General features: G+C 72.7%; 13 protein-coding genes. 3 read left to right on the plus strand and 10 right to left on the minus strand.

The annotated features are described in order from the left end of the window. Nucleotides 1–11: 11 nt before the first annotated feature. From MXD95_RS21115 to MXD95_RS21130, 4 genes are all read right to left on the minus strand, one after another. On the minus strand, nucleotides 12–1,139 hold the full coding sequence (locus MXD95_RS21115; RefSeq protein WP_250642418.1) for an epoxide hydrolase family protein: 1,128 nt from the start codon (nucleotides 1,137–1,139) through the stop codon (nucleotides 12–14). A 122-nt stretch (nucleotides 1,140–1,261) separates the two neighbouring features. Next, on the minus strand, nucleotides 1,262–2,095 hold the full coding sequence (locus tag MXD95_RS21120; protein ID WP_250642419.1) for an acyl-CoA thioesterase: 834 nt from the start codon (nucleotides 2,093–2,095) through the stop codon (nucleotides 1,262–1,264). A gap of 95 nt (nucleotides 2,096–2,190) precedes the next feature. Then, nucleotides 2,191–2,703 (minus strand): PH domain-containing protein, encoded by a 513-nt coding sequence (locus MXD95_RS21125; protein WP_250642420.1) that lies wholly within the window; start codon nucleotides 2,701–2,703, stop codon nucleotides 2,191–2,193. 147 nt (nucleotides 2,704–2,850) lie between these two features. Next, nucleotides 2,851–3,474 carry a TetR/AcrR family transcriptional regulator gene (locus tag MXD95_RS21130; protein ID WP_250642421.1) on the minus strand — a complete coding sequence of 208 codons (624 nt, stop codon included), beginning with the start codon at nucleotides 3,472–3,474 and terminating at the stop codon, nucleotides 2,851–2,853. Nucleotides 3,475–3,609: 135 nt separating this feature from the next. Between MXD95_RS21130 and MXD95_RS21135 the strand changes: the two genes are divergently transcribed. Continuing rightward, on the plus strand, nucleotides 3,610–5,196 hold the full coding sequence (locus tag MXD95_RS21135) for an MFS transporter (RefSeq protein ID WP_308301541.1): 1,587 nt from the start codon (nucleotides 3,610–3,612) through the stop codon (nucleotides 5,194–5,196). A 68-nt stretch (nucleotides 5,197–5,264) separates the two neighbouring features. Here MXD95_RS21135 and MXD95_RS21140 read toward each other — a convergent pair whose 3' ends face one another. Continuing rightward, the gene (locus MXD95_RS21140; protein ID WP_250642422.1) at nucleotides 5,265–5,789 is read right to left on the minus strand and encodes an enoyl-CoA hydratase-related protein; all 525 of its coding nucleotides are present in this window, start codon (nucleotides 5,787–5,789) and stop codon (nucleotides 5,265–5,267) included. Beyond that, nucleotides 5,786–6,760 (minus strand): alpha/beta hydrolase fold domain-containing protein, encoded by a 975-nt coding sequence (locus MXD95_RS21145; RefSeq protein ID WP_250642423.1) that lies wholly within the window; start codon nucleotides 6,758–6,760, stop codon nucleotides 5,786–5,788. The genes MXD95_RS21140 and MXD95_RS21145 overlap by 4 nt, the downstream gene beginning before the upstream one ends. 286 nt (nucleotides 6,761–7,046) lie before the next feature. Here MXD95_RS21145 and MXD95_RS21150 point away from each other — a divergent pair, with 286 nt between their 5' ends. Both MXD95_RS21150 and MXD95_RS21155 read left to right on the plus strand, forming a co-directional pair. Further along, a complete protein-coding gene (locus MXD95_RS21150; RefSeq protein WP_250642424.1) occupies nucleotides 7,047–8,027 on the plus strand; it encodes a hypothetical protein in 981 nt (326 codons plus the stop codon). Between the two features lie 135 nt (nucleotides 8,028–8,162). Further along, on the plus strand, nucleotides 8,163–8,441 hold the full coding sequence (locus MXD95_RS21155) for a hypothetical protein (protein WP_250642425.1): 279 nt from the start codon (nucleotides 8,163–8,165) through the stop codon (nucleotides 8,439–8,441). Between the two features lie 354 nt (nucleotides 8,442–8,795). Here the strand turns inward: MXD95_RS21155 and MXD95_RS21160 are convergent, their stop codons facing one another. The 4 genes from MXD95_RS21160 to MXD95_RS21175 all read right to left on the minus strand — a co-directional run. Beyond that, nucleotides 8,796–9,953 carry an acyl-CoA dehydrogenase family protein gene (locus MXD95_RS21160; protein WP_250642426.1) on the minus strand — a complete coding sequence of 386 codons (1,158 nt, stop codon included), beginning with the start codon at nucleotides 9,951–9,953 and terminating at the stop codon, nucleotides 8,796–8,798. A gap of 10 nt (nucleotides 9,954–9,963) precedes the next feature. Further along, the gene (locus MXD95_RS21165) at nucleotides 9,964–10,725 is read right to left on the minus strand and encodes a 3-hydroxyacyl-CoA dehydrogenase (protein ID WP_250642427.1); all 762 of its coding nucleotides are present in this window, start codon (nucleotides 10,723–10,725) and stop codon (nucleotides 9,964–9,966) included. Then, a complete protein-coding gene (locus tag MXD95_RS21170) occupies nucleotides 10,722–11,906 on the minus strand; it encodes a CaiB/BaiF CoA transferase family protein (RefSeq protein ID WP_250642428.1) in 1,185 nt (394 codons plus the stop codon). Before MXD95_RS21170 ends, MXD95_RS21165 begins: the two co-directional genes overlap by 4 nt. A 78-nt stretch (nucleotides 11,907–11,984) precedes the next feature. Further along, nucleotides 11,985–13,736 (minus strand): DUF6537 domain-containing protein (locus tag MXD95_RS21175; protein ID WP_250642429.1); only part of this gene is annotated, 1,752 nt, incomplete at its 5' end.

Below are 13,736 nucleotides of genomic sequence, written 5' to 3' on the forward strand. Positions count from 1 at the left end.
GCCGCCGCCGGTCAGCGGACGAGGCGGAAGAAGCGGCGGACCTCGTCGACGAACAGCGCCGGCTGCTCGAAGGCGGCGAAGTGGCCGCCGCGGGCCGGTTCACCGAACCAGCGCAGGTCGGTGAAGCGCCGCTCGGCCCAGCGCCGCGAGGTCTGGAAGATCTCGCCGGGGAACACCGAGATGCCGGACGGTACCGCCACCTCGTCGAAGTCGACCGTGCGCAGGCTTTCCCAGTAGAGCCGGGAGGAGGAGGTCGCCGTCCCGGTGAACCAGTAGACGGAGATGTCGTCGAGGATCTGGTCGCGGGACAGCGCCTTCTCCGGGTGGCCGTCGCAGTCGGTCCAGGCATGGAACTTCTCGACGATCCATGCGCACTGCCCGGCCGGTGAATCGGCCAGACCGTAACCGAGGGTCTGCGGGCGGGTGGACTGCTGGGTCGAATAGCCCATCCCCCAGGTGGTGTGCTCGGTGAGCCGGTCGAGGGCCGCCTGCTCGCGGGCGGTGAGCTCCTCCCCGGGCGCCGGTCCGAACGGGACGAGCGGCATGTTGATGTGCACGCCGGCCAGCCGGTCGGGGCGCTGCTGGGCGAGGCTCGTCGTGACCATCGCGCCCCAGTCGCCGCCCTGCGCGCCGTACCGCTCGTAGCCCAGCCGGGCCATGAGGTCATCCCAGGCGCGGGCGATGCGCCGCGTGCCCCAACCGGGGGAGGTCGGCTTGTCGCTCCAGCCGTAGCCAGGCAGCGACGGGATCACCAGGTGGAACGCGTCCGCCGGGTCCGGTGGGTTGGTCAGCGCGTCGATCACGCCGAGGAACTCCACCACCGACCCGGGCCAGCCATGGGTGAGCAGCAGCGGCAGCGCGCCGGGATGGGGCGAGGGCACATGCAGGAAGTGGATGCCCAGCCCGTCGAGGGAGGTACGCCAGTGCGGGAACGCGCGCAGCCGTCCCTGGGCGGCGGCGAAGTCATAGCCGTCGGCCCAGTACTCGCATAGCTCCCGCAGATACCCGAGGGGAACGCCCTGGGACCAGTCGTCGACCGGCTCACGCTCGGTCCAACGGGTGTGGCGCAGCCGATCCCGCAGATCGGCGACGTCGGCGGGAGCGTACTCGGGCTGGACCGGCGTGATCGCGTCGCTCATGGCCAGCACGCTAGCGGGACCGTCTCCCCCCGGCGACACCGACGTGACGGCCAGCGGCACAGCCCAGCCACTCCAGCGGCACAGCCACTCCAGCGGCACAGCCGTTCAGCGCCACGGGCACCTCAGCGGCGCAGCACACCGGCTTCCTGGACGACGGAGGCGACGAGCTGGCCGTCGCGGGTGAAGAACGTGCCTCGGGACAGCCCCCGGGTGCCGGACAGGATGGGGCTGTCCTGCTCGAACAGCAGCCAGTCGTCCACCCGGAACGGGCGGTGGAACCAGACCGCGTGATCGAGTGAGACCAGATCGACCTTGCCGGGCCGGTCCGCGTGGGGCCGCAGCGCGGTGGCGGCCAGGGTGACGTCGGAGAGGTAGGTCAGCGCGCAGACGTGCAGCAGCGGGTCGTCCGACAGCACCTGGTTGACCTGGACCCAGACACTCTGCCGCGGCATTCCGTCCCCGGAGGGGCCACCCTCGGCGAAGTCCCGCGCGACGCGGATGTCGAGCGACTGGAACGGTACGAACTCGGAGGACTTCTCCATCCGCTCCCATCGCGACGGGGCGTCGCGCGGGAGGCGAACGTCCGGCGCCCGCATCTGGTGCGCGTCCTGGGCGTCGCGGGGAACCTGGAAGGACGCCGACATCGAAAAGATGGTCTCGCCATCCTGGACCGCGTCCACGCGGCGAGTCGTGAACGAGCGGCCGTCCCGCAGCCGGTCGACCAGATAGACGATGGGCATGTCGGTGCGGCCGGGGCGCAGGAAGTAGCCGTGCAGCGAGTGCATCCGGCGATCGGCCTCGACCGTGCGGCCGGCCGCGGTCTGGGCCTGGGCCGCGACCTGCCCGCCGAAGGCGCGCATCGGTGCGCCCTCGTGGCAGCGGCCGCGGAAGATGTCGCGGTCCACGCTCTCGAGCGCCAGCAGGTCCGCGAAGTCAAGCTTCTGCTCCAGAGCCACCATGTGAGGCTACGCGGCCCGGCCTGGCCCGACGTCGGCCGGGCACGGACCGAGCGAGGGCCACCCTCAGCCTGCGGGAGGTCCTGGCACGCAGGCTAGTCGTCCACGGCCGGCTCGGGAGCGCCCCCGAAGATGCTGTCGCACAGCCGCAGGTAGAACCGGTCCGGATGGGGAACGTGCTCGACCTTCTCCAGCGCGTGTTTGTGATCGCCCTCGGTCTCCATGGCAAAGGTGCCGTAGCCGAGAAGGCGTCCGTTGGGATCCAGGGTGTAGGACAGGTCGGTGATCTTCGACAGGGGCATGCTCTGCACCCGCCGCGAGACGATTCCCGACACCCGCATTATGCGCGAGCTCGTGATGAGCAGAACCGTCAGATGCCAGTCGAGCAGCCGCCACAGCAGCCGGACGACCGCGGCCACCGCCACCCACCAGAGCAGCGTGACCAACAGGTGCGCGCCGGCATGCCGCACCGTCGTGTAGACGGAGATGGCCGCGGCGGCCGCGAGGACGCCGACCGTCTCCAGCACCACCCTGGCGAAGACCACCCAATGCAGTCGGATCTGGAAGGACAGGTCCTCGTTCGTGGCCAGATAACTGTCATAACGCATGGAGGAATCGCCCCCGATTTTTCCGGCTTTACCGGTCACTCCCACCATGGTCCCATGTGGAAAGGCCGGTCGGCCAGACCGCGGCCCCGTCGTCCGCACGACCGCGGATGACGGAAACACGAAAACGGGGCCGTACACAGCGCCCGATTACCGCCTTTCGCCCCCGAAGGCGTGCAGGAAGGTATCGACGGCGGCCCGCGCGACCGCGCGCATCTCGTCCTCGGGGATCCGGCGGGTGCCGAACCGGCCACGGGATTCCAACGAGCCGGTGAGCAGGGCGGAGAGCTGCTCGGCGGCGGCGGACGGATCGGTGAGCCGCAGCTGTCCGGCAAGGGCCAGGCGGGCGAGCCGGTCGGCCAGGGCCTCGGTGACCGGGCTCGCAGCGCGACCCTCGATGATGTCGAGCAGGTCGGGGAACTGGGGAAGCTCGGCATAGAACAGGCGGCGCAGCGCCCAACCGCCGTCGTCGCAGAAACACTGGATGACGCGCAGCCCGACGGCTTCCAGCGCGGGCCGCGGGTCGCCGACGCAGTCACGCAGCAGGTCGACGGCGGCCATGTTCTTCGCCCGCGCCAGGTCCGCCTCGGCGGTAAGAGCCGCGCGCAGCAAGGTCTGCTTGTCGCCGAAGTGGTTGTAGATCGTGTGCTTGGCCACCCGCGCCTCGGCCGCGATGGCGTCCAGTGTGGCCTGGGCGTAACCCTCCCGCGCGAAGACGGTGAACGCGGTGCGCAGGATCGCCTCTCGCTTGTCGGGACGGCCTCGCGGGCTCACCCGGCCCTCCGACGACCTCGCGTCATCCGTGATCGCGCCCACCGCATCACGGTACCGCCCCGCCCCCCAGGGAACCCGATCGAGCACTATGATGCACTCGCCAGTGCAAAAAGGAATCCATCGGGAGGCACTTCAGTGACGATCATCGAGGACACGAACGGCGCCGAGATCGCCGAGAGTGCCCGACGGCTCGACCGCCCGCTGCGACGCCTGATCACCGTGGTGCTCCTCGGCGGGATCATGGGGATCCTGGACGGGTCCGTCGTCGCCGTCGGCGTCGGCACCCTCGCCGACCGGTTCGACACCTCGCTGAGCACGATCGGCTGGGTCTCCACCGGCTACCTGCTCGCGCTCACGGTCGCGATCCCCGTCACCACCTGGGCGGTCGGCCGAGTGGGCGCGCGGCGGCTGTGGTTGTCCGCGCTGGCCGCGTTCCTGTGCGCGTCGCTGGCCTCCGGCCTCGCCTGGAACGTCGCCAGCCTGATCGTGTTCCGGGTCCTGCAGGGGCTGGCCGCCGGGGTGCTCGACCCGCTGGTGCTCACGCTGCTGGCCCGCGCCGCCGGGCCGCGCCGCGCCGGGCGGGTGATGGGGCTGATGGGCATGGTGCTCTCGTCCGGTCCGGTGCTCGGCCTGATCGTCGGCGGGCTCGTCCTGGAGACCGTCTCCTGGCGCTGGATGTTTCTGATCAACCTGCCGATCGGGGTGGTGGCACTGCTCGGCGCGATCCGCGTGGTGCCGCGCGACGCACCGCCCAGCCTGGCCGCCCCCGCCCCCGCCGCCCGCACGTCTGACTCCCCCGCGTCCGGCTCCCCCGCATCCGCGCAGGCCGCGGGCGCGGCCAGGCTCGATGTCGTGGGGGTCGCGCTGCTCGGGCCCGGATTCGCCGGCGTGGTGCTGGCGCTGACCCAGACCGCCGAGCGCACCACGGCGGCCGCGTGGCAGGTGCTCGTCCCGCTGGTGGCGGCGGTCGTGCTGCTCGGTGGGTACGGATCGCACGCGCGGCGGGCGGCCCGGCGGCCGGGCCCGCCGCCGCTGATCGACCTGCGGCTGTTCGGCCGCGGTGGGTTCAGCGCGAGTGTGGCGATCATGATGCTGGTGGGGCTCGCGATGTTCGCGAACCTGTTCGTGCTGCCGCTGTACTACCAGCAGCAGCACGGCGAGGGAACGCTCGCCTCCGGCCTGCTGGTGGCGCCGTTCGCGGTGGCCGCCGTCCTGTGCATGCCGCTGTCGGGTCGGCTCTCCGACCGGATCGGGCCGCGCCGGCTGGTGCGCGGCGGTGCGGTGGTCGCCGCGCTCGGCGAGTTCGGCTTCGTCCTGGTCGGCGCCCACACCAGCGAGGTGTGGCCGGCGCTGGCCGCGTTCGTGGTCGGCGCCGGGCTCAGCTTCGTCGGCGCCCCGACGATGGGCTCGCTGTACCGGACGCTGCCGCCCGCCGACGTGCCGCAGGGCAGCTCCGTGCTCTACATCCTCAACCAGCTCGGCGCGGCCATCGGCATCGCCGTGGTCACGCTGATCCTCGCCACCGCCAGTTCCGCGATGGCGGGCTTCCACGGTGTGCACGGGTTCGCCCTCGGCGCTGCGGCCGTCATCCTGGCCGCGAGCGGCCTGCTGCCACCCGCCTCGGTGGCCCCGTCTCCCGAGGCGCCGTCCCCCGAGGTCGAGGTGCCCACCAGCCGGTCCGGCCCGGACGCAGCCGAGGCCGCGCCCGCGGGGCAGGTCTGAGGTCGCCGGTGGCCGGTCCGCCGTCACGTGCGGCGACGAGGACGGTCGGGGCGGGCAGCGGGGGCGGGTCAGGGGTCGAGCTGGGTGCGGCCCCGGCGGATGACGTCGGCGCGACGGTCGGCGACCTGGCTGGTGCCGGGCCGCCATGTCGCGGACAGCAGGCCTTCGAGGGCGTGTGCCTCGTCGACAGCACCGATGACCGGCTTGTCGATCACCGGCAGGAACCGGTGCAGGCCGACCGGGTCCTGGACAGGCGTCACACTCGCACCGTTGCCCAGGCGGCCACTGTCCGTGCCAGTACCACCCTGGCCAGCATCGGTCGCACGGCGCTCGGCGTCCGAAGGCGTCTCGCCGGAGATCTCACGCAGGTCGATGCCGGCGCAGAACGCCGGGTCCGCGCCGGTGAGCACGACGGCGTCGACCTCGTCATCGGCGCCCAAGGCGACCATCGCGTCCCACAGGCCGGCCATCAGGGCCCGGCTGAGCACGTTGCGCACCGCGGGCCGGTTCAGCGTGACCGTCGCGACCCGATCCGCCACCTCCACCAGGACAAGCGACGGCGCCCCGCTCCCGGCGCCCCCATCGCCGCTCACGCGTCGGCGCCTTCGCGCGCGAGGCCGAGCGCTCTGGCCAGGACGGTCGTGGCCTCGGCGCGTTCACGTCGGCTGACGGCGGCACGCGCCACGATCCCGCCGGAGCCATGGAACGTGCCAGGGAACAGGTGGAGTTCGGTCGGAACCCCGGCGGCGAGCAGCCCCTGCGCGTAGGCGATGCCCTCGTCGCGCAGCGGGTCGAACTCCATCACCGAGAGATAGGCGGCCGGCAGGCCGGCCAGGTCGGCCGCCCGGGCGGGCGCCGCGTAGGGCGAGACGTCCGGCGTTCCGGGCAGGCCCTCGCCGAGGTAGGCGTTCCAGCTCAGGACCGCGCTCGCGCGGTCGAGCACCGGGGTGTCGACGAACTGGCGCATGCTGGGGGTGTCGAGCCGGTCGTCGATCTCGGGCATGCTGAGGAACTGGAAACACAGCGGCGGCCCACCGCGGTCGCGGGCGAGCAGGGCCAGCCCGGCCGCCAGTCCGGCGCCGGCGCTGGCTCCGCGCACGGCGATGCGGGCCGGGTCGACGCCGAGACCGGCGGCGTTGGCCGAAAGCCACGTCAACGCGGCGTAGCAGTCCTCCAGCGCGGCGGGGAACGGGTGCTCCGGGGCGAGACGGTAGTCGACCGCCACGACGACGACATCCAGCGCTCGCACCAGGTCGAGGCAGGCCCCCTCGATGCCGCGGTCGCCGACGATGAACGCGCCGCCATGCATGTGCAGGACTCCGGCGGTGGCACCGGCCCGCTCGGCGGTGCGCGCCGGTTCGGACCGGTAGACCCGGACCGCGACCGCCGGGGCGTCCGGCGGCCCGGGAACGTGGACGACCCGGACGTCGACTCCGGTGGTGTCCCGGTGCTGGCCGCGCCGGGCCTCGCCGAGCGACGCCCGCACCGCGCCCACGTCGGCGAAGTCCAGCGCCGGCAGGGTCGGGGTCACCGCGGCCAACTCCGGATCGAACCGATACGTCACCGTGAGACTCTCTTCTGCGCCGAAAGGACACCAGGACGACGAAGGCCAGGGAACCGACCATAGCGAATCTCCTCCGTCAAACCGGCGCGACGCGCGTCGGCGTGACTACGGTGGTCGTCGGTGCAGTGGGCTCGGGCGCCTGGGCGTCGAGCGTGGCGACGCGCGCCACCACCCTGCCCCGTGTTCGCGTGAAGGAGGCTCCACGGCCGACGACCAGAGCGAGGACGCGCAGGTCCGCAGGGCGCGCCAGCGACGGGACACGCCCTGGCGGGAGGATCCCGAGGCGGTGGTCGCCGAGGCGCGCCGGCTCATCGCACTCGGGCCGCCGCACGTCGCGCAGGCCGTCGACCAGATCAGGCTCCGTGTCCTCACCAATTACCACCTCAGCATGGACATCCGCATCGAGGGCGCACTACTGCTGGCGGGGCTGGGCGGGGAGCACGTCACGTACGCCGCGTACGGCCTGCGGTCGGTGATCGGTGAGTATCGGGGCGACGTCGAGCTGTCCGACGCCATGGACGCCTCCCGCGAGCTCGCGGGGCTGGGCCCCGCCTACGTCGGCGAGGCCGCGTGGCACCTGCGGCGACAGATCCAGACACCTGACGCGGACGCGGACGAATGGCAGCGGGCGCTCGGGGCGCTCTACCTGGCCGACCTGCGGGGTCCCGGGGTGATGCCCGAACCGCCGCGACAGTGGGATTTCCCGGTCTTCGGCGCGTTCCCGACCGCCCCCGCCGGGACGCGGGTGTTCGAACAGCGGTGGGTCGAGGGATGGGGCACCGTGCGAGGGGCGCCCGAGCAGCCGATGTGGCACCTGAGCTTCGGCCACCGTGCGCGGGGTGGGAGCACCCTCGTCGTGTCGACCTGGCGCGGGCTCGGCAGCTCGTGGCATGGGACCACCGGCCCCCTGGAGGCCAAGCGCGACGCCGCGATCGACAGCCAGGTCGGTGCGCTGAGTCTGGCGTTCCCCCGCGACGGCGGCACGGGTCGGGCCGAAGCGGACTTCCGGCGCGCGGCGGCGCCGCTGAACGATGGGACGCGGTCGTGGCCAACAGTGCCGGTCACGGTGCACGAGGACCGGGTCGAGTTCCGCGTCCGACGGCTGGGCGACGCCTGGGCGGCCGTCGCCCAGCACGGCCCACTGGCGATCGGCGCCTACGGGCGCGGCTGCGAACTCGCCGACCACAGCCTGCGCAGCGTCTCCGAGACCTACACCCAGCCGATCGGCGGGCACGGCGGCCCGCGGCCCCCGCGTCGCGCACACTGAGCCCGGCGCACACTCAGCCCGGCGCGCTGAGCCCACCGCGCGCCGATGCCCAGCCCGCGCGCCGACAGCGCGCCCTACCCGGCTCGATCATCTTGACCTAAGCGGAACTTTAGTCCGAGTGCCAATCATCGAGCCATGGTCCACGGCACGCAGCGCCTTCGGGCGGCAGTGAGATGGGTGTTGCGGGCCGTCGTCCGCGAGCTGAGAATCCTCGCGGAGACGGCGGCGTTCGCCGAGACGGGCATCCGGCCCCGGCCACCCATCCCCCGGCCTCAGCGCCAGCCCCAGCCCCAGCCACTGGTTCCGCCGGACCTTCTCGATCGGCTCCCGTCCATCCGGCCGCCATCCCGGGTGGAACGCGAGCTGTGGCGTCAGCTCTCGGACATCACCGCGTTCGACGCGGGGACGACCTGAGCGGCCACCTGGTCTCCGCACCGACCGCACCGCACCTCGACCGCCAGACGACCAGAAATCACGCTCTGCAATCGAAAGCGTCGGGGCGCGGTGGGGAAAGATCCAAGCAGGTCGTTGCGGGGGCGTTCATGTCCGATATGCCCCCCACAACGACCTGTGTTGGCGGATCTTGCTCCGGGGAGCGCCGCAGAAGGTAGCGATCTTCGTTCCGGGGGGCAGTGGGCGGTGGATGGCAGGTGGGCAGGTGGGCAGGTGGGCAGATGGACGGTGGGTGGCTGGGTGGCTGGGTGGCCGAGTGGGTGGGTGGGTGGGTGGGTGGGTGGGGCCGGGGTGCGGCGCCGAGAGGACGTCGGTCTAGAGGCCGAGGTCGCGGCCGATGATCTCCTTCATGATCTCGGTGGTGCCGCCGTAGATGGTCTGGACGCGGGCGTCGGCGAAGGCGCGGCAGATCGCGTACTCGCGCATGTAGCCGTATCCGCCGTGCAGCTGCAGGCAGCGGTCAGCGACACGGACCTGTAGTTCGGTGGTCCAGTACTTGGCCTTCGCGGCGCGGGCGGCGGTCAGCTCCCGGCGGCTGTGCAGCTCGACGCAGTGGTCGATGAACACCCGGGCGATGTCGACCTCGGTGTGCAGCTCGGCGAGCAGGAACTTGCTGTGCTGGAACGAGCCGACGGTCTTGCCGAACGCGCGCCGGGTCGTGACGTACTCCAGCGTGCGGGCGAGGATGCCCTCGGCCGCCGCGACCGCGCCCACCGCCAGTGAGAGCCGCTCCTGCGGAAGGTTACGCATGAGCTGGTAGAAGCCCTCGCCCTCCTCCCCCAGCCGGTTGGCGACCGGCACCCGCACGTCGGCGAAGGACAGCTCGCTGGTGTCCTGGCCGTGCAGGCCGAGCTTGTCCAGGTTGCGGCCGCGTTCGAACCCGGGCATGCCGCGTTCGACGACGAGCAGGGTCAGGCCGCGATGGCGGTCCGGGCCGGTGCGCGCGGCGACGACCACGAGGTCGGCGTTCTGCCCGGTGGAGATGAACGTCTTCGCGCCGTTGAGCACATAGTGATCGCCGTCGCGGACGGCGGACGCCGCGATGCCGGACAGGTCGCTGCCGGCGCCGGGCTCGGTCATGGCGATGGCGCCGATCAGCTCACCCGAGGTGAAACCGGGCAGCCAGCGCTGCTTCTGCTCGTCGTTCGTCAGCTCCAGGATGTACGGCCCGACGATGTCGTTCTGCAGGGCGAGGGAGAGCGTCGCCGCGGCGTAGCCGGCCCGGCCGAGTTCCTCGCTGACGATGGCGCTGAACCGCCAGTCGTCGATGCCGGCCCCGCCGTAGCGTTCGGGGGTGGACTGCATCAGCAGGCCGGCCTCGCCGGCCCGCAGGTACAGGGAGCGGTCGATGAGGCCCGCCTGTTCCCAGCGGGCGTCGTGCGGCGCCACCTCGGTCTTGATGAACGACGCCACCGAGCCCCGGAACAGCTCGTGGTCGTGGGTGTAGACGGTGCGCGGGGTCGAGTCCGGCATCTGCGATCTCCTACCGGGGGGCCATGCGGATGGCGCCGTCGAGACGGATGGTCTCGCCGTTGAGCATCGGGTTCTCGACGATGTGCGCGACCAGCGCCGCGTACTCCGACGGATCACCGAGCCGGCTCGGGTGCGGGGTCTGCTGGCCGAGTGACCGGCGGGCCTCCTCCGGCAGGCTCGCCAGTAGCGGGGTGTCGAACAGGCCGGGGGCGATGGTGTTCACCCGGATGAGCTTGTCGGCCAGGTCACGGGCGATCGGCAGGGTCATGCCGACGACGCCGCCCTTGGACGCCGAGTAGGCCGCCTGGCCGATCTGGCCGTCGAACGCGGCCACCGACGCGGTGTTGACGATCACGCCGCGTTCGCCGTCGACGGGCTCGTGGCGCACGATCCGCTCGGCGGCGAGGCGGATCACGTTGAACGTGCCGATCAGGTTGATGGTGACGACCCGAGTGAACGCGTCGAGCGGGAACACGCCCTTCTTGCCGAGCACCCGGACCGCGCTGGCGGTGCCGGCACAGTTGACGGCGACGCGAAGCGTACCGAGCCCGTCGGCGATGTCGAGGGCCGCGGCGACGGCGGCCTCGTCGGTCACGTCCGCCGGGGCGAACACCGCCGCGTCGCCCAGTTCCTTGGCCGACTGCTCCCCGGGGGAGCTGGGCAGGTCGACCAGGACCACCTTCGCCCCGCCGGCGACCAGCCGCCGGGCGGTGGCCAGGCCCAGCCCGGACGCGCTGCCGGTCACCAGCGCGACACTGTTCTCGATCTTCATGTGCCAGGTTCTCCTGTTCCGGTGGGGCCTGTACGGGTGGCACCCGCGCCGATGGTGCCTGTGGTGGTGGCGGTGCCGGCGGCGGTCGGGCTGGGGAGGCGGGGCCGCTCCCAGTCGGCGAGCACGGTGGCGGTGTCGACCTGGATCGGGCCCGGCGGCGTCGGCGTGGCCGAGCGGGAAAAGCGGGGCGCGGGGGCCGCCTGCGGAACACCGTGGACGCTGGTGACGGAGCCGCGGGCGGCGATGTGCGGGTGCTGGGGCACCTCGGTGAACGAGAGCACGGGGGTGACGCAGGCATCCGTGCCCGCGAAGGTCTCGGCCCAGGCATCCCGGGTCCTCGTGGCGAAGACCTCGGTGAACCGCTGACGCACGGCGGGCCAGCCGGACTCGTCCATCTGGTCCGGTAGTGCGCCGGGATCGATCCCCAGGCCGGCGAGCAGCGCGGCGTAGAACGGGGCCTCGATCGCGCCGACCGCGACATGGCCGCCGTCGGCGCACCGGTAGGTGTCGTAGAAGGGCGCACCGCCGTCGAGCAGGTTGACGCCGCGCTCGTCGCGCCATTCCCCGGTGTCCAGGAACGACCACATCATCTGGGTCAGGACGCTCGCGCCGTCCACCATGGCGGCGTCGACGACCTGGCCGCGCCCGCAGCGCTGCCGTTCCCACAGTGCCGCGAGCAGGCCGACCAGCAGGAACATCGAGCCGCCACCGAAGTCCCCGACCAGGTTCAGCGGCGGCACGGGACGCTCGCCGGCCCGGCCGACGGCATGCAGCGCGCCGGTCAGCGAGATGTAGTTGATGTCATGCCCGGCCCGTTGGGCCAGCGGGCCCTGCTGCCCCCAGCCGGTCATCCGGCCGTAGATCAGCGCGGGGTTGCGGGCGAGGCACTCGTCCGGCCCGAGGCCCAGGCGCTCGGTGACGCCGGGCCGGAATCCCTCCACCAGGATGTCGGCGGCATCGACGAGCCGCAGCACGCCGTCCAGGTCGACGGGATCACGCAGGTCGGCACCGACCACCCGGCGGCCGCGCAGCAGCACGTCACCGGTGAGTTTCGGCGCGGCGCCGGGACGCTGCACCCGCACGACATCCGCGCCGAGGTCGGCGAGCACCATGCAGGCGTGCGGCCCGGGACCGATGCCAGCGAGCTCGATGACCCGCAGGTCCGCAAGCGGGCCCGTCATGAACAGTCTCCCAGCGAGGTCGAGAACGTCGATGGAGTTACGGTGTCGGCGCCCACAATGTCAGCCACAGCGTCCGTTCTACTGGCCTTGGGTGAGCTCCGCCACGTGGACCCGCCAGCGGTCGATGGCGGCCTCCTTGATCGGGCCGTAGCCCTTGACGGCCATCGCGGACTCGGCCAGGCGCACCAGGTCCGCGTAGGAGGTGCCCACACCCACACCCTCGCCCTCGCCGGTGCCAGGGCCGGAGTGCGCCGCCCGGCGGACGGCCTCGGTGATCAGCTGCTCGTACTCGGTGATGAGGACGCGTTCGGTGCGCCGGTCCGGATCCAGGCCGAACAGGTCGAACGGGGTGCCCCGCAGCCCGCGCATCGCCCGCAGCACGTGGAAACCGGCCGCGTAGGGCCGGCCCATCGGCAGTTTGCGGGACAGGCCGAGCCGGCGCAGCGTCGGCGGGTGCAGGTGGTAGGTGACGGAGTAGGGCCCCTCGATGCCGAGGTCACGGGCGGTCCGCTCGTGATCGGCCCGCAGGTGCAGGCGGGCCACCTCGTACTCGTCCTTGTAGGTGAGCAGCTTGAACCAGGATTCGGCGACGGCCCGGGTCAGCGCGAAGCCCTGGGCGGCCCCGCCCGAGATGTCGTCGTGCGCGAGCGCGATCCCGACCAGGTCCAGGAACCGGCCGGCACGGGCGGCGTTCTGGTAGTCGACCACCTGGGCGGCCCGGCGGAGCAGCAGCTCGCGCAGCTCGCCCGGCAGCATGGCCGGCCAGACCCGGCCGGCGGCCAGCCGCCCGGCGGCGGTGAGCGCGCCCAGGGTCGGCTCGAACAACCCGCCCGCGCCATCACGGGTGCCGCTGCCGCGCCCGGTCGCCGACGGACCGGACGAGCCCGCGGAACCAGCCGAACCCGCGGAACCGGGCGTACCCACCGCCGCGGCCGCACCCGTCGAAGCGGTGGACGTGCCGGCGGCGCCGGGATGGCCGCCGGCCAGCGCCGCGTCGACGGCCGCCGGGTCGTGAGCCGCCCAGCGGCCCCACTCGAAGGCCGCCCGGTTGTCGGCGGCGGCCTTGCCCTGCCGGCGGATGGCCCCGTCGATGTCGGCCAGGCCCATTGGCAGGCCGCCGAGCTGACAGGCGGCGCCGAGCAGCACGATGTTGGCGAGCAGCTGGTTGGCGAAGACGTCCTCGGCGATCCGCTTCGAGTCGAGGAAGGCGACCTGACCGGTGCCGATCCGCTCGGCGATCGCCTGGCGCAGCAGGGCCGGGTCGGGCGCGGTGACGCCGCTCTGCAGCATCGCCGACGTCGGCGTCACGTCGATGTCCACCACGGCGACGGTGCGATCCGGGCTGATCCGGTCGAGATGTCTGGCCGCCGCGGCCTGGAGGATGTCGCCGGACAGGTAAAGGTCGGCGCCCGCGGTGCCGACCGTCGCCGAACCCAGCGCGCCACGATCGGCGGCCAGGTGCAGGTGAGAGACGACCGCGCCCGCCTTCTGGGACAGGCCGGTCTGGTCCATCCCGCCGACGACGAAGCCGGCGGCCTCGGCCGCGGTCGCGATGATCCGGTTGGCGGTGACCACCCCGGTGCCGCCGACCCCGGTGAAGTAGACGCCGAACTGGCCGTCGACGGGTGCCGTGGGCGGGACGGGCAGCGTCCCCGCCGGCAGAACCGGCCGGGTGCTGGCCGCCGTCGGCGCGGCCGGATCGGTACCGGCCGAGGGGGCGCCGGCCGAGGGGGCGCCGGCCGAAGCGGCGGTGCCAACCGCGCCACTCGTACCAGCGGCGGTGTCTGTGGCCGCGGCAGGCCCCGCACCAGCGCCGGAGCGGCGGCCGGC

The organism is Frankia sp. AiPa1 (assembly GCF_023243075.1).
Taxonomy (GTDB): Bacteria; Actinomycetota; Actinomycetes; order Frankiales; family Frankiaceae; genus Frankia.